Raw genomic sequence first — 18471 nt, 5'->3', positions numbered from 1 at the left:
AAAGGGAGTTTTACAGTAGAAGAATACAATGAGTGGACAAGCAACAACGAGCGCTCCGAGTGGTCTATACAAAAGGATTATTTCAGAGAAGCGCCAACGATTACGCAAAAATGTACACATTCTATTTCTCAGCCTCACGGCCGAGGAAGTAGATCCTATTATCACGCTGTTACGCGGCGCGAGGCTGGCCCCTAGAGGTCAGCAGGTACACTCCGCTGAAGAGTTCAACACCGCGCTTAGCGAGCGCTCTTGGGATCTAATTCTGAGTCCGCAGATCGAGGGGACGTTTGGCGCCAAAGATGCGGCTCAAATTCTGCAACGACTGAATAAAGATATCCCCATCATTCAGTTAGTACCTGAAAGTAATAGCCAAGCACTTCTACAGGGTCTAAAAGCCCGGATGGCCGCGGTCATATCTTTAGATGAGCAGGAACTGCTATTAATTCAGGTCCGTCGCCAATTAGAACAACTCGAAACGCGACGACGCTTACGTATCATCGAAGCAGAATTAGCGCAAACTGAAAAGCAGTGTCAGCACTTAGCCAGCCTTGCCAGTCTACCGATCATTTATCTCACGACCGACTTCATACCGATGTACAGCAATCCAGCCTTTGCCGATCTATTTGGACTGGATGACACTAACGGCTTACAACAGGAAACGCTGGATAAATTTACGGTTTTAAAAGATCGTGACCGCCTAAAAACCGCGTTACAGGACGCCCTCGATAACAACAATCATATTATCAAAACGGAACTCAAAGCCCGCCGTATCGATGGCACCAACTTCCAAGCGGCTTTTACGATTCAACATGCGCACTATCTAAATCAGGACTGCCTGCAAGTCATGATTAGTCCGGATAGTGAAAACATAGAAACCTCATTTGAGAACCTCGATCCGACAACCCGCCTGTATGATGGTAATTACATCGTCAACGCACTTGAACAAGCGGCTCACCGGGCGCTAATCGGCGGCTCAGATTGCAGCTTTCTCTATATCCGCTTTGATAACTACAGCGCACTGCAATCCGAGCTAGGCGTCACCGGTAGCGATATTGTGTTATCCGACGTCGCCGATCTCATGCGACAAAAAATCAATAAAACCCATATCTGCGCCCGTCTAGAAGAAGATGTGTTTGCTATTTTATTTCACGACCCTAGCCCCGATAAGGCGATGAAACTAGCTGACCTACTGTGTCGCTCGATTGCGCAGCTTAAAATTGAAGTCACCGGCACTACAGTACAAACAACCTGTAGCATCGGTGTCTGCACGATCAATGATAACGCCCCTCACTATGTCGAACTCATCAATCGAGCTCGCCTAGCCGCCGATGAGGCCCGTAACGATGGCCAACGGGGCAATGGGATCAAACTGTTTGAAACACCGGCTGATGAACAGGATGATATCGACGACGACTCCATCAAAATGATCCACGATGCGCTCGCTAACGATAAGTTCCGCATTCTGTTTCAACCGATTGTTGCGCTGGCCAGCGCCAATGGCTGGGGGAACTACGAAGTGTTCTTACGGCTGCAGGAAAATAAAGGTGAAGAAGGCTTATCACCTAATATCTTCCTCTCCACGATGGATCACGACGATACCAGTATTCAGCTCGATCGTTGGGTTATCGAGCACACCTTTATGCAGGTTGCAGAACAACTGAAAAAATCCCAGCGCAGCCGAGTATTTATCAACCTGACCGCTAGCTTCTATCAAGACCAAGAAGAACTCAGTTGGATCGCAGACAAACTCAAGGAGTATCGTATTCCCGCTGAGTTGATCGTTTTTCAAGCCAGCGAATCCGATTTAAGCACCAGCCAAGAACAAGCGGAACAATTTAGATTTGGGCTTAAGAAACTAGGCTGTAAGTTTTGTATCAAACATTTCGGCATTTCTGAAAATCGCGAGTTATTGCGAATTAAACTCAAGCCCGATCTAGTTAAGCTGGATGGTTCCTACATTCAGGACCTCAGTAGCTCAGCAGAATCGGATAAAGCCTTTGCCAAACTGATCAAAAATCTTAAGCACGCAGATATCGGTAATATCGCCCCGCTGGTTGAAGACACCCGTCTGATGGGCAAGCTGTGGAAGTTAGGTGTAGATTATATTCAGGGGTACTATCTACAACCACCCTCTGAAGAGATGAACTACGACTTCTTTGAATAGCAAAAAACCGCCAATTGGCGGTTTTTCACTTAATGCGTTCTTAATACACGGATGTGTTATAACCGATCCCGATCTCGAAAACCGATAAGATAAAGAATCCCATCGAGCCCCAAGGTAGAAATCGCCTGCTTAGCACTCTGACGCACCAAGGGTTTAGCCCTAAACGCGATCCCGAGACCCGCGATGGAGAGCATTGGCAGATCATTAGCACCATCACCCACGGCAATGGTCTGCTCTAAACGAATACCCTCTTTTTCAGCAATCTTACGTAGCAGTTCCGCTTTACGTTTACCGTCAACCACCGTACCAGTAACATTACCGGTAACCTTGCCATCAACGATTTCTAACTCATTTGCATAGACGTAGTCGAAACCCATCTTTTGTTGCAGATAATTGGCAAAGTAATTAAAGCCACCGGATAAGATCGCGGTTTTGAAGCCCAGCGCCTTCAACTTAGACACCAGTTCTTCTACCCCTTCAGTCAAGGGTAGGTTATGGGCAATACGCTCCAATACCAACTCATCTAGCCCTTTCAGCAGCGCCATACGCCGCTTAAAGCTCTCGGTGAAGTCGATCTCGCCACGCATCGCGGCCTCGGTAATCTCAGCCACCTGCTCACCAACACCCGCCTCTTTAGCCAGCTCATCGATCACTTCGGCTTCAATCAGAGTGGAGTCCATATCAAACACGACTAAGCGGCGGTTCCGCCGATAAATATCATCCTTCTGGAAGGCGATATCGACATCTAAATCGCTAGCAATCCGCAGAAACTCTTCGCGTAATTGCGCAGAATCCGCTGGTGCGCCCCGCACCGAAAATTCGACACAGGCCCGAGTCTTTTCACCGGTTTGTCCCTTCGAGACTTCATCAATAGACAAGCGGCCTGATAGACGACTGATATTATCGATATTTAAACCATGGTCAGCGGCAGTCTGAGTGACCTTGCCGATATGCTCTGCGGTGATTTTACGGGCTAACAGGGTAATGATGTGCCGCGACTTACCCTGCTCATTCACCCAGCTTTGATATTCACTTTCAGTCACCGGCTCAAAACGGATATTCATATCCAGCTCATGGGCCTTAAACAACACATCCCGCAATAAGCTGGATGCTTCCGCCTTTTCAGGCACCCCAATAAGGATGCCCAATGACAAGGTGTTATGAATGACAGCCTGACCGATATCAAGAATATTAATATCAAACTGGGTCAAAATACGGGTGATAGACGATGTGACGCCCGGCTTATCTTGGCCGGAGATGTTAAGCAGGATGATCTCTTTCATGACCTATTCGCAATACGTGCTGAAGATGGGCAGATTATACCACCGCTATAATTTAATACTGTTAAAGATCGAAGCGGATACGGTATTTGATCCCGCTGTTTTAAGCATGTTCTCAGGCACTCAAAGTGCACTTCTCTCGACTGAAGCGAACACGCCTCAGGTTTCACTAGGGTTTGCTCACCAACTGAGCGGTACAGCGAAGACCCGCCGGAATTTTACCCTCAGGATTACGCATCACTAACTGCACCCGAAAAGTACCACTAGCGGAATCAATTAAAGGATCCACAATAATCACGGTAGCAGGGCTTGCATCGATCATCTCTGAGTCAGGTTTAATCAGCAACTCTTGCTTAAGCGAAACATGGCCAAAGTAATTAGCAGGCAATAGTAGGTCGACATGCAGTGGATCTAAGGTTGCGAGAGACAAAATAGGATCGGTGTTAACAAACTCACCGGCATTGTTGAAGCGGTTAACAACCACCCCTTTAATTGGGCTTGAAACCCTACGCAATGCAAGCTCCTGTTGTTTTAAACGAAGCTCAGACTGGGCGATCAACAATTCGGTCTCAATTTCATCCCGTTCACTGGCCGTTAAAATATCGTCATCATAGAGGTCTTGGTTACGTCGCTCTTTTCTTTTGGCAAACTCAGCCCTAACTTTAGCCAACTGGACCCCTACCTGTTCAACACCGGCTTTAAGCTGAAATAGCGACTGTCCCTTTTTAACGCTATCACCACGCTTCACCATCACCTTATCCAGCACCCCCATCACCGGTGAGCTTATATCCACCTTTTCACTTGGCTCTAACATGCAGCCCAAGGTTGATAGCGTTAATTCTTCAGCCTGGAGACTTTGGCTTTGAGTAAAGATAAAACCTAAGGCAGCCATAAACATCAGATGTTGTTTTTTCATTTTTTGTCTCCCGTAAACGCCAACGTTCGCTGACGTTGAGTATCCACTTTGATGAGTTGTATACGCTGCTTGTAATGGCTTCGTGAGAGTTTGTTCTGGCAACTTAACTGGATGCGATAACCCAACCGGTGAGGCAGCATAACACCGGTCGTGCTGATCAGTGTTATAAGCTTTTTCATTAACGGTCCCGCCATCCTTTTAACCAGCTGGTCTTCAAACGATAAGATTTCACTAACCACCCCGGGGTCGCCCTGACGTGCACTTCGACCGGCTAGCTGTCTATCTATCCTAGCAGCATCCTGCAGCTCGGTAATGACTACATGTAAACCACCGGCGGCACGGGTTTCATCCGTTAGCTTAATATCTGTTCCGCGTCCGGCCATACTGGTAGCAACCATGACCGCACCGGGGTGACCGGCGACAGAGACAATATCGGCTTCCTCTTGATCCTGTCGTGCGTTCAATATCTTATGCTCAATCGACGCAGCCGTCAGCACATCGCTGATGGCTTCCGACGAAGCCACCGAGTTGGTACCAATTAAGACCGCTTGCCCCTGAGCCACAAGTTCACGGGTTACCTCAGCAACCCGCTGCCACTTCGCCTGCTCAGTGATATACACCTCACAATAGCCTTTTTTTCTCTGACTTTTTTTCAGCAAGGGGATTGTCTCACTGCGCAACCGATAGACATCTAATAACTCACCCGCAACCTCACGAACAGTACCGGTCATGCCACATAAATGATGGTATTTTCTAAAAAAATTCTGATAACTTATTTCCGCGTTTGTTTCTCGCGGTTTCGTCAGTTCACAACCCTCTTTCATTTCTATCATTTGCTGCAGGCCCTGCCCCCAACTTCGTCCGGGCATCACACGGCCGGTATACAGATCAACAATTTGGATGGCACCCTCATCATCAATAATATAATCCCTATCGAGGTGATAAACATACAGCGCGGCTAAAGCTTGCTTCACCAAGGGTTCACGATAAAAACTACTATTCCACAAGCCATCCAGCGGCTCGCAACAGGTCACTAATAGTGCTTGTCCTGCGGAAGTTAGATGGATCTGGGCGTTCTCGTCCTGCTTAAAATCGACCTCTTTTTTATACTTACCTGCGATATCCATCGCGGTCTTCAGCAGGCGCTCTTCCCGTTGACCAAATTTTTCTTGGCCTGAGATAATTAATGGAGTTCTCGCTTCATCAATAAAAACACTATCGGCTTCATCGACAATGGCAAAATGTAACCCTCGTAGCAATAAGTTATCCGCCCAGGACGAATCCCCGGTCAGTAACGATGCTTGCTGAATCCGCGTGGTTTTTCTGTGGGCTAATACCAAGCTGTCCTTTAAAAAATCAAAGGTGAGCTCTTTATTACTGCAATAACAGATATCGCAGGCATAAATCTCTCGCCGCTCATGTAACTCGCGTTCATGGATAATAATGCCAACGGTTAACCCCAATGCCTCATATAACGGCTGCATCTCTTCACCGTCTCGTTCCGCTAGATAGTCATTAATCGTCACCACATGCACCGGAATGCCCGCCAGAGCCGCCGTTGCCGCAGCTAAAGTGGCTGCTAAAGTTTTCCCCTCACCGGTCGACATTTCAGCGATCCCACCGCGCAACATCGCCAATGAGGTTCTAATCTGCGTATGATGATGACGCATACCGAGCACTCGACCACTGATCTCTCTTATAACGGAAAACGCTTCGATAATCGTTGCGGTACTGATGCCTTCCAAACGCAATGTCTGGCGAATACTAACCAACGCCAATTCAAGCTCTTGTGCTTCGTAATGTTCGAGTACCGCCGAACGCTTAAAAATGGCTGTCACAATCCGTTCATTACGGCGCAAAAGCTTGCCACTTATTTTTTTTGCCTGCTCTTTCGATTTCTTCAGAAAAGTATCGAGGCGATTACTATCTTGCCATTGATATTCATTGCGCAAGCCCGCGATAACCGGCTGTTTACTCGCATATTCAGACATCGAAGTACTCCAAGAAAGTACGACGGACCAACCGATAGAGCCGATAAATGACAGCTTCAGAGGGATGCTCAAACTTCAGATGAATGCGCTCTTCAACAAACACATTGGGAAAACGTTCAAATTCTAGTGCAACGATAAAGTATCGTCTCAATGACTGAGGAGTCCCCGTGGTAGAAGAGGAAGGGTCCATAATGATGCTACCACCCGCTGTTTCAGTCAGTATTCCGCTAACAGGCTCTTTGGTCACCGCCGGGAAAACAGACCAGCTTTTCGGCGTTAATTGGCTATCAAGATCGGATGTTTGCAGGGCTGAAATTGCCATCGATTTATCACGCACTAATTCAATATCCGCTTCCGGCACCATCCCAAGAATAGACACATTGTTATTGCTGATAACATGGCCGATCAGGTCTCCTCGTTTTAAAAACATCCCCGGTAGATCGGCAGGGTTTCTCAGCGACCAAATACCGTCGGCCTGAGCATAGAGGTTTAACGACGCTAACCGCGCTTCGCTTTCTTTCTGCTCGAGGCTTAAGCGCGCTAATTGGTCATCATATATTTTTAACTGTACAGGGTTGTTCCAAACCCCCTGACGTTCGGCGCTTGCCTCTAGGAACTGCTGCTGCAGCACGAGCTGTTCAGTATGCAATTGAGGATTGATACAGCTAACCAGTAAATCACCCTGGTGAACGATTGCACCGGACGGTTGATGCAATTGCTCAACAAAACAGTTCTCTTTCGCCAACACTCGACGTTGCTCATCCATCTGCACCACACCCTCAATACTGGTCGTCAAGGGTAGCGGCATGACACATAAAAGCAGCGCAACAATGCCCGCCGTCACGGGAATCATCACCGTAGGGCTGCGCCGTCCCGTACGAATATCGGAGTCTTGCCAGGCTTTTTTAAGCAGTTTGAAATTTGGCAGAATTAAAGTGCCAATCAACGCCCAAATCGCGAGCACAATACCAACAAAGAAATATTGCTGCGCCACAAATAGCACAATGGTGACCATCAAAAACATACGATAGATGTAGGAGGCAAAACCGTAAAAGAACAACCACAGTGCTTCGCGCCGGTCGTAGGCAGGTGAGGCCAAGCCGCCAACACCAAACATAAAGCGCTTGGTTAGCCATCCCCAATATTGATTCGAGCGTTGACCAAGATTAGGTATCTCAATCAAATCAGCCAGTATGTAATAACCATCGAACCTAAGCAGAGGGTTGCCGTTCACCATCACGGTGGATAATCCAGCGATAAAGATAATATTGTACGCGATAGATTTAACCATGCCGGGCTCAGCATTCACCCAGATAAACATCGCCACCGCAGCAATAAACAGCTCGACGATAATACCGGCAGACCCCACTAGAATGCGTTGTTTCTTGTCCGCAAAGGCATTGGTTGACGAGGCATCCACATAAGGCATGGGTAGCAGCACCAATAGCATCACGCCTAGTTCGTGGACTTCACCGCCCCCTCGTTTGACACAATAGCCGTGTCCCAGCTCATGGATGAGTTTTATCACGGGGTAGATAAACCATAAAAGCACTAGGTTATCCGCGGCTAACACTCTGTCAGTAACGTTCGCGGTTAACTCCTCCCAATGCTGGCCGACCATGAACAGCATACCGATAATCATGAGACACCAGACACATAGTGCCGTCATGGAGAAGAGAGGTCTTATATATTGTTGGGTGGCAACTAAGAAGCATTCAGGATCCACTAATGGGATTTTAATTGACAGCGGTGACTTCAGTTTGGACATCCAGCGGGTTCTTTCTGCTTCTTTACCGCGCTCAAATAATTCACCGATATCGCCACTCGTGTCCATGCCGATAAGATTGGCTTGATACAGGCTTGCCAGTAATTGCAGCATCTCTTCATGCGTCGGCATCTCCTCACCAAGACGCTGGGATGATAGTTCCCATAACCGGTCGATAGTACGCTCACCGTTCATTAGACCGACGATGAGATAAGACTGGGGAGAAAGACGTCTTACCTGTCCCGTGACATGATCTTCAAGAACATACCAACGCCGTCCTCTATAACGGTGAGCATTCACCGTCACATGATGTCGTAGCCGGGGTTTCAATTCGGCAATTTGATACCAATCGCTGGAAAACAAATTAGCACTCATGCTACTTCCCTATCTGACCGTAACAGCACGGTACTATCCCCAGAAACGCCACCATTGAAGTTTCATCCAATCAATCATGCTGCGCGTCCAGATACTGATCAACAGACGTTCATCGACATATATCTGCGCCACCCCTTCAAGGCCAACACGTAACATCTCATCTTTGTTTTCAAAATCCGCTTCAACACGATACACAGTGGAACCTTCAAGCACTTCGGCCATAGGGTTGATACGTGTTACGGTAAAAGAAAACTTCTGGTCGGGTAGCGCCGCCAGCACCAACTGACCGGTTTGCCCTTGGCGGATATCATTAATCCTAAACTCATCCACATACATTGCTAACCTGAAGTTACGCCGAGGGGATAGTTCAAATAACACATCGCCTTGCCTAACCAGCGTGCCAATTCGCTGACTCAAATCACCCGACACAATTAATGCATCAAACGGTGCTTTCATGACCGCCTGCGATATCCGATACTCAAGCAGCTCAATTTCAGCCTGTGCCCGCTGACCCTGAGCATTATTGATCTGCACCTGGGTGCGTTCATTCCTCGCTAAAGCTTCTTCATACTTACGCCGCGATGTAGCCTCCTGGTTTACCCAACTCATCAACTGCAAACGTAATTCACGGGTATCCAGCTCGGCTAACAACGCCCCTTTTGTCAGCGTATCGCCCGCCCTAAACGTCGCGTTCTGTAAGTAGCCATCATAGGGTACAACGATCGAACGGATCTCCGCGCCCTCAATAACAGCATCAGCACTGATATTGTAGCGGCCGGGCATCAAGCTAAAAAAGAGGGATAAGAAGAGCAAACAAAACAGGGTGATTTTGCGGCCAAGATGACCCGGGCCAAGCAACAAACTCAATTGATTTTTAAAACTACGATAAACATAGGCATACAAGGGCAAACAAGACTGACGCTTTTCTTCGAGCACCACGCCGACAAAGTTCGTCAGTGCCTCAGCAGTGAGTTGCTCTTCTTGGCTAAACGGCCGATCTAACGGACGATCAAAAAGAACAGCACCATAACAGACTTCTTTATCGACTAAGGGAATCGTCATCAGGGCGCGCTGCCCTTTCTCACCGGCTAAAATACTATGTGCGTGCGTGACACGATTATGCTCATCCAAGGCCGGCCATAAGATCGATTCTTGTTGATCGACGGCTTCTTGCATAGCCTGAGTGGTTAACTTAACCAGCTCATGTTTCTTGCTATGGCCACTACTATTTGACTCAGAATGGACTTCTAACTCAGCATTTTTAACAAACCCGAGCACCACCCGCTCAGCATCTAACGACTGCCCCATCAAATTAACAAAGCGCAGCGCGGCATGGTCAAAATCGCGTTCACCCAGCACATGAGCAATACTGTCGATGACGATATGTTGCCGCTGATTATCCCGCGCAACCACATTTAACAAGTGACGGGATAACCGTAATTCAAGCCAGCCAGCGCAATATTCGATAACGGCTAATGCTTTGTGTAATTCATCTTCATCTGCGGCACTCAGTAGTACCGTGACGACGGCTCGTAACCGGCCATCAACAAACACGGGGTAACTACCAATATGATGTTTACCATCATCTAAGGGCATGATTAGCGGCTGTTTTTTCTTCAGTGTCTCATCAGCAGCATCAAGCAATAATTTATCCTGGGTGCCCACCTCTGGCCAGACGGCTAGCGAATGGAACTGTCCGTTTTGTGCTTCATCGGCGACAATTAATGCGACCCGAATCTGGGGTAGTTGGCTGCTCAACCACTCAAGCCAGGTAAAATGCCAATTATCATGCTGGGTATCTAGCAACCCATTCAGTTGCTGAATAGAGTCCGGCAACGAAGCAGTTATCTCACCCATAAATAAATTCTTTTTTTATTTTTCTAAATATAAAAATGCCCCGGCATGCCAAAACATACCGAAGCGTTTATAAACTCACTCACTCGCGACTCATTAATTTTTGTTTACGCCGACATCATCAAGCTTGCCAAAACGCTTTTCATACTCTTCCACGACACCATTCAACAACAGCGATAAACGCTTCGCCGCAAAAGGACTAACGATCATCCTATCCGTTAATTCGATACCGACTTCTTTCTGACCCGCTCGCCATGCTTGATTAGTGCCAAATAACAGTGTCACTTCCTCGCGGGTGCTGGAAACATTACATACATTGGCGTAAGTACTACGCATCTTACTGTCGTCCCAACGAATTGTCGGTCCGCTGGTCTTCTTATTTTCTACCGTATCGCCAGACATCTCACTTCCTCAATGTTTTCGTTTAAATAACGTCATGTTTAGTCCTTTTTCTGCCACAGAGAATATCTCCGACTGGACTGTAGTTTTCGCAAATCCTGCAAATCGCCCTGAATAACATTGTCTTCATTACTTAAGCGGCCTAACCTCCATCCACGCTGCCCAGCCACATTCGCCGCCAACAGCAGGCCAATGGCCAATGAGTCAGATAAGGATTCACCCGAAGGTTCCGCATAGTCATGACTCGTCGCTTCACCCTCAACACTATGCTCCGAATAACGATCAGTTGGTAACGAAACTCCCTCTTTTTCTAACCATTGATCGATCAGAACGACTGGGAGTATGGCATCTTCTGGCGCTACAGGTACAGTAGGTTTCTGCTCTCCATTCGGAACAGCTTCCTGAGCCGTTTGAGACGCATGCCCAGCCCCTCTTCGATGCTCGACACCGAGTAAAGGCAGATTCCGTAAAAATTCTTGCAACTCACTATCGGACAACCGAGAAAGCGCTTCGCCGTTCAACAGTGGTGTTAAACGTAACGCGGTATCGGTTCGCAACGGCTCAACATCAGAGGAATAGCCATCCTCAAAGATATCATTGCCCTCCTCTCGCTCTAAGCCCGTATTAACACCATAGATGCTAAACAGACTAGAAGATATAACTTCTCGGCCGGTTGGGTCTGAAACAATCAAGAGAGAAGTGAAGTCGGCTGAATCCTGAATACGGGCATAGTTACCGATAATGACATCGGTGATTAAATTACCATCGAAATAATCAAAGTCGTTGCCACCTACGAGAATATCAAATCCATCTCCGCCCGACAGAATGTCACTCGCCCCGAAGGTCGGCAAGGTCGACTGGAAGTCCCTCAACCCTGACGTTGTGATCGAAATATCAACAAAGTCGCCAAAGATGGCATCCTCCCCCTCTTCACCACGAATCGAATCTGAACCGGCGCCACCGAGCCCTATATCGTCACCCGCACCTAAGTTGACAATATCATTACCCCCTAAAAGAGCGTCAATATCATTTCTAATTGATACGGCGGGCTCTGTCGTAAAGTTATAAGACAGAGCGCCGGTATCAGCAATAACGATGTCATTATCTGCGCCGGAGTTGATAACATCACTGCCCAAGCCGCCAAATATAATGTCATCGCCCGCATCAGTACTGATATTGTCATCATCACCACCCTCATTGCTGGTGATAATGCTTTGCAGTTGACCCGTTTCGAATAACACTTCACCGGTATCGCCTAGAACAACGTCTTCACCAACACCGGTAACAACCCTGTCCGCCCCTGGACCAGCCAAAATAACGTTATCACCATCTCCGCTTTGAATAGTGTCAGCACCACCGATTGAGGTTTTCGCTGACGTTACTCGCGTAATAACATTATTAACATAGATCAACTCACCGGCATCACCAAGAATGACATCCACACCATCGCCGGTGGTCACGTTATCGGCACTAAAGCCGCCGATCACGCGGTTACTGCCTTCGCCGGCATCAATGGTATCCAGACCGGTGGTTGTTGCATCGATATCCGTAGACACCAAACGCACCGCCAACCCATCCACATACTCAATCAGGCCGTTATCACCAAAGATATCATCATCACCGGCAGCCGCCGTGACTCGGTCATTCCCCTGACCCGCGAAAATAGTATTGTTACCACCCCCGGTGATAATGACATCATCACCGCCATTAATAATATTAGTGGTTTGCATTGTCTGGATAACGCCATCGTTGCCTATAACGATTTCACCGTTATCACCAATAATGCGGTCATGACCGACACTCGTCTCAACAAAGTCTGCGCCTTGGCCGCCCATCACAATATTATTACCTGAAAGACTTCCCACGCGGATATCATCATCACCACCCTGAGCGCTGCTTGAGCGAACTAAGGTAACAACGCCGGCGCTAAAGGCACTAACATCGGTATAACCAATTGCGCCTAGGTCACCCAGCACAATATTATCGCCGACCATATCAGTGACAACGTCACCACCTAAACCGGCTATGATGCGATCATTACCTTCACCACCATCAATCGTATCGCGGCCATCAGCACTGAAGTCAGCGCTGGTGATCAATGCGAGCGCATCCAGCTCACTGGCGAGCAAGTCATTGCCTGCAGCATCTTGTGCCGAGCCTCCTTCACCAAAGATGATGTCGTTACCGGTTTCACCTAAGATGAAGTCATCACCCGCATTACCTCTGATAATATCGTCCTCAGAACCGCCTTTTATTCTATCGTTACCCGCGTTGCCGTCTAATGTATCGCGCCCGGCATTACCGTAAACGATATCGTTACCCTCATTCGCGTAAATACGATCATCACCTTCATGACCATACAGTATGTCGTCGCCCTGGCTACCGAAGACTAGGTCATTATCTTCATTCCCGTAAACGCGGATAGCCATAGTCGCGGTGCCGGCATAAACTTCATCTTCACCTGTGTTACCAAAGATATCCAAACGTCGGGCTTCACTGTCTCCCAGTGACGCCAACGCTGCGTGAGCTGGATTCGACAAGTTATCGCTAGCCGTTACCCTAATAGTATCGTCGCCATCGTTAGCATATAGAGAGGTTACGCTAACGCCCTCAACATACACGCTGTTAACCAAGATTTGATCGGCACCTTTACCGGCCCAAATAACCAAGTCGTTATTATAATTACCACTGGTTGCTGTATAGGTAATATCACCTAAAGCCATGCCGCTGAGGCGATCACGACTTAAGCTCGCGTTATCAGCATCAACATCATCAAAGTCACTGATATACAGTGCGTTCTCACCGCTGCCCGCATCAATATTCAACAAACCATTAATGCCATCCAAAGTACCGTGGGCATCAGGCTGATTGGTCAAGTCTGCGTTAGCATCGCTAGTAACGTAGATCGAATCTTCACCCACAAAGGTGTTAATACTGGTTTCAGTGTCCTGATGAGTTGATTGAACATTAACAACATCACTGCCACTGCCTAAGTTAATATCCAGCTGGCCAATGTTGTAATAGTTGATGCCAGCCATACGTTTCTCAACGGAGGCATCACCAACAACGCTCGTAATTTCAACACCTGCATATGCACCTTGGAACTGAACCAACCATTCATTACCCACCCGAATAACTGAAATATTATCCGTGTACGGTAAGAAATCCTGTTGATCTGATAGATCGTCATTAACTAACGACGCAGGTTTGTTATTCGGGTTTAAGATTGGGCGCAACGCTTCAATAATCTCAGCTGGTGTTGCTGTTACCGCGATAGACGCTGTTAGCTGGCCCAAAACCTCTAACTGGAAAGCCCCTGTTGACGCCGGCGTTAAGGTTTGAACCTGACCGGTTTGTGCTGTTAAGGCCGCCTGCCTAATGGTGCTTGTTTTAACCTCAACGGTTGCATCGGCTGCAGCATTTAAGCCCGTTATATCGGTAATTTCCAACTGAGGAATAGACTGACCTGCCATTTCACCACCAAAGGTGATGGTAAAGCGGTAACCGTTAACAACCGCTTGACGCTCAACCGCTAAACCTGGGCCGGCACTAAAGTGAGTTTTCAAGGCCGTCAATAGCGTTGCTTCTTCAAGATCAGGAATAGCTATCGCGACACCATCAATATCCAGAACGTAATGACCAGACACTGCCCGTATATAGAGCGATTGCACCTCAGACAGCGACGGCATATCTAAGCCCGTTATGCTGTCATAAGTGACGAACAACTCATTGCTATCAGCATCACCAGAATCATTAACGATCAGTTGGTTATCACCTTCTCCACCATCAACCACTAACAATGCCGCGATCTCATCCGCTAGTTGTTGCTGGCTACCGACGGTAACAATGTCGTCGTCATCGCCTGTTTTCAGGGTCAGAGCACCAGCCACTGTTTCAACGCTAACGAGATCATCGCCTCCTCGGGTATCGATAGTTGTACTACCTGCATGAGTAGACTGAATCGTTAGATCATCAGCGCCATTGCCCAATTCAATCGACAGCGTTTCAAGGTTGGCATAACGAATACCACCTGCAATCTCTTCATCGCCCAGCCTGATGTTATCCCCCATACCAAAGCCAGTGATCGTATCCGCCGTTAATATGCCTTTTTCTGCTGCAGGGCTAGCGCTGTTATACAAATTAAGTACATCGACTTGGGTATCTTCAGTAACCCGAGTATTCATATTGACCGGGTTGATGTAATAGTCGCGCGCCATTGGCGCAACACCATTTGGCCAGTCTCCCGCTAGGGTGAAGGTTTGGCCATTTTGCGCAACGATCTCCATGGTGACCGTTTCGCCACTAGCATTATCAACCATAACCAATTCAAACAGTCCGTTCTTAAGATCTAAATTAAAGCCGGGGTTGTGTTTAAATTCATCTTTATCCCAATATTCAGCAGCACTGTCAGTCACCACTATATGGCCGCCAACATTATCAATCGATGTAAGCGTGCCTTCAATTTTGTACCAGTTATTTTCTTCCGGTAACAGCAGCGGATTATTAAGAGTTTGAGCGGCACTATCCGCCAAACCACCATCGATAGAGATCGGCCCGCGAATGCTATTAAGACGCTCGCCTAACGGAGCAAAGACTTGGGCATCACCGCCATCAATAATGTCGTCATCGGCCGCTGACAAGGTAATCGTTTGAATATCATCCCAAGCTACTTGGCCGGCACCGGGCGTACCACCTACAAAGGTAATACTCGATGTGTCTGTGCCTACCTGAACCTGATTATGCTCGGCCGTTTTACCGTCTTCGAAAGCGTAATTACTATGATAAGTCCGTGTTTCAATGCCGGCAAAATCAATGGTCACTAAATCCGGCACCAGCAAGCCCGTGACTGGATCAAGCACCATAGGCGCACCCGACAAGACCACTTGATAAGAGTCATCTTGCCAGCTTTCATTAGCGTAGCCATCCACACCGCTCATCAGATAACTCACTTCGAAACGATCACCTGCGCTCAACACCAGATTGGACTTGAGATTATAGGTATCGGTTAGCGCGTCATAGCTTTCGATAATGGCTGTCTGACCTGCGTTATCGCCCGAAGTCAGCGTCAATAACATGCCATCCATCTTCACATAGTTACTATCGGTGGCATGACCCTCGAGTGAAATATTCAGCTTATAGTTCTCTGTCATACCTTCTAGGTAGGTATTTGAATAACTATTGCCGTTAGTGGTTACCGATGTATTGATAGTGGTATTAAATAACGATCGCTCTAACGTGGTAATTTCCGTGCGCACATTCACATCACTGGTATAGGTAACCGAATAACCCACTTCAACTCGATAAGTGCCTTTATTAGCAAACAGGAACTCCAACATAGGATCTCCCTGACTGCTGCTGCCGTTGTCCGCCAGCCAGCTAAAGTCTTTATCAAAGGTCATCTCTGTGCCATTAACAGCACCAGACGTCATATCAAACACTTTCATGTACGGCAAATAGGATTGCGTAGAGGTCACCCGTGTTTCTACTACACGCTTGGTCTCTGTGAGAGTCGTAAAAATATTACCTGAAGATGAAAATGACTCACTTTGATAGACGTTAGTCGAACTGTTACTAAAAGAAGAACCGTAATCGATATCGAACAAGCCCTGAACCTGAGTCTTACGTCCATTTGAAACAAGGGCATCATCGACCGTATCAATCAACACCCGATTGCCGATGGTTGTTACAGTGCTACTCAAGCCTGCAGCATGAAGCAGGTCCATCAAACCGGTAGCAACCTTGTCATTAATCGACTCAGGCGCATCAATATCAGTTTGGCTCACGAGATACGTATAAGTGATGCCATTAACCGTAATCGACCAAGCATCACCCACCGCGGGTAGAGCATCATCAGTAAGATCTAACGCATAGGTATCCCAACGATCTCTATCGTCGACCTGTGGGCCCTGTAGAGCTTCGATATTTTCAATACTCAAGCTCGCAGAGACGCGGCTCTCATCATCGGCAACAAATACTAAGGCACCCGTATCGACGGTTACCGTAATCCCAGCTAAGCCATTGGTCAGTGCTGTCGCTACACCCGCTAATCCACCAGCTGCTCCAGCAGTGCCATAAATGGTCGACAATGAAGCGCCGCTGTATGAGACATCATCACCGTTACTATCCTTAACCGTTACTGTCCAAACATCACTACTGCTATGGCTGTAACCAGAATCAATGGTTAAAGCCTGAGAATAAACCGTCACATTAACGGTGCTTTGAGACGCTTCGGTATCTTCAGTCACCATCGCGTTCAACGTCAAATCTGGGCTGGCACCATTATCTCGGGTTATCACCAGTGTATTGCTCGAGGCTTCATAATGAGCAACATAATCACCTGCGGTCAGCTGTGTAGCGAGATCCGCACCAACAATGTCTACATCGGTAGCTGAAGCATTACTGGCCACCGCACTAGCGCCCGACAATACGCGCCAGTTTTCAGCAGTAAGGGTGCTATCCAGCACCAGTTTTTGTTGATGTACTTCATTTGAAGTAGAGAAACGCGCATCGGATGTCGTCATGCCGTTGCCATCCGAGCGTTTCACGACAAAGGATGTATTACCACTGGTATAGGTAATGCTGTAGTTACCATCTAACTTACTATCCAGTTGTGCTTGAATATTGTCAGTGATTGCAGCCAATGTTGGCGCATTAGCGGCACCGGTATAGCTACTCGTGTACTCAGCCGTTTCTCCATCGACAGTAACAGACCAAGTACGATTGTTGGCAACACCTGTGTCGATGGTGAACTTACGCTCAATTAACTGGGTTGAACCCGCATCAACAGAGCGATCATCAACCACGCGAACGCTGACCGCTTTGCTGGCATCGTCCGTCACGGTGAGGGTTTTGCTAGCATCGTCGTACTTAATACGATAATCAGTACCTAGCACATCCTTAACCGCGCCAACTAAACCAGCGCCTACGGTATTAAGGTTGTTAGCACCGGACGATTTATCAAAGGTGTAATCCTGACCATCAATGGTGACTATCCAATCCTGTCCATTTCCCACACCAAATGATGGCGCTTTTAGCACGACATTGGTTTCTTGCAAAGAGATCGAGGTTTGATCAGCGGCATAAGCCGACTCATGGGTAATAGACAGCTTAAAGCCGTTTTCGATATTCGTTATCACTACATCGTCGGCAGAACTCCCGATAGCTGCGGTAAAGAAGCTATCCAAGCCGTTCAGTTGAGTTAACAATGAGGCAGCCAGGTCAGCACCACTGGTGCCCATCGCCTCAACATCATAAGTCACACCAGAAACAGTCACATGCCACTGGTCTCCCACTTTAACCGACGCTGGGAAGTTTATACCCGCAGAGGTGTACCAACCGCTTTTACTGCCTAAGTTGGAGTCGTCCGCATGAACCGAGCCCGCGGGGCTGAACAACATATCATCCGTGACTTCGAAGAGGTAACTATCCGCTTTATAAGAGCCGCCACCTTCAATAGTAATATGCGACATAGTGTCATTAATGACACCGCCGACATCAGTATTACCAACCAGAATATTAGGATCGGTATACCAGCCCTTATTGTCAGTGCCCGTACCACTCACGCCATCAATATCACTGATAAGCTGACCGCCAGTGCCGTTATAGAAGGCTGTTTCATTCTCAGCTTCGAGCAGCGGTGACTGGGTAAAGTCGAACGCTGTCGTCACCTGCTCCTGCAAGCTGAGGTGCAGCTTATAATCGGTGCCTTCTGGCACACCTTCCCAAAC

The 18471-nt window shown here is 47.7% G+C and carries 8 protein-coding genes (1 of these 8 only partly in view); 1 reads left to right on the top strand and 7 read right to left on the bottom strand.

Features of this window, described 5'->3' with window-relative positions; all coding sequences use genetic code 11:
- The first annotated feature begins 28 nt into the window (after positions 1–28).
- Positions 29–2164: an EAL domain-containing protein gene (locus AC0L4K_RS01235; protein ID WP_417225264.1), complete on the top strand. Its 2136-nt coding sequence runs from the start codon at positions 29–31 to the stop codon at positions 2162–2164.
- 56 nt (positions 2165–2220) lie between these two features.
- Here AC0L4K_RS01235 and serB read toward each other — a convergent pair whose 3' ends face one another.
- From serB to AC0L4K_RS01200, 7 genes are all read right to left on the bottom strand, one after another.
- A complete protein-coding gene (serB, locus tag AC0L4K_RS01230) occupies positions 2221–3447 on the bottom strand; it encodes a phosphoserine phosphatase SerB (protein WP_417225266.1) in 1227 nt (408 codons plus the stop codon).
- Positions 3448–3613: 166 nt separating this feature from the next.
- Positions 3614–4360: an efflux RND transporter periplasmic adaptor subunit gene (locus AC0L4K_RS01225; RefSeq protein ID WP_473267967.1), complete on the bottom strand. Its 747-nt coding sequence runs from the start codon at positions 4358–4360 to the stop codon at positions 3614–3616.
- Positions 4357–6351, bottom strand: a complete 1995-nt coding sequence (locus AC0L4K_RS01220; protein ID WP_417225270.1) for a preprotein translocase subunit SecA — start codon at positions 6349–6351, stop codon at positions 4357–4359. Before AC0L4K_RS01220 ends, AC0L4K_RS01225 begins: the two co-directional genes overlap by 4 nt.
- Positions 6344–8491, bottom strand: coding sequence for a hypothetical protein (locus AC0L4K_RS01215; RefSeq protein ID WP_473267966.1), 2148 nt, complete (start codon positions 8489–8491; stop codon positions 6344–6346). The genes AC0L4K_RS01220 and AC0L4K_RS01215 overlap by 8 nt, the downstream gene beginning before the upstream one ends.
- Before the next feature lie 33 nt (positions 8492–8524).
- Positions 8525–10348, bottom strand: coding sequence for a GAF domain-containing protein (locus tag AC0L4K_RS01210; RefSeq protein WP_417225274.1), 1824 nt, complete (start codon positions 10346–10348; stop codon positions 8525–8527).
- A 93-nt stretch (positions 10349–10441) separates the two neighbouring features.
- Positions 10442–10747 (bottom strand): DUF3467 domain-containing protein, encoded by a 306-nt coding sequence (locus tag AC0L4K_RS01205; RefSeq protein ID WP_417225275.1) that lies wholly within the window; start codon positions 10745–10747, stop codon positions 10442–10444.
- Positions 10748–10785: 38 nt separating this feature from the next.
- Positions 10786–18471, bottom strand: partial view of a hypothetical protein gene (locus AC0L4K_RS01200; RefSeq protein WP_473267965.1) — the end only. Its footprint extends 19908 nt past the window's final position; the window shows 7686 of its 27594 coding nt (coding positions 19909–27594); the start codon falls outside the window, past its right edge; the stop codon is at positions 10786–10788.

Source organism: Amphritea sp. GJ51-11 (assembly GCF_055808735.1).
This window is presented reverse-complemented; position numbering and strand designations above follow the sequence as displayed.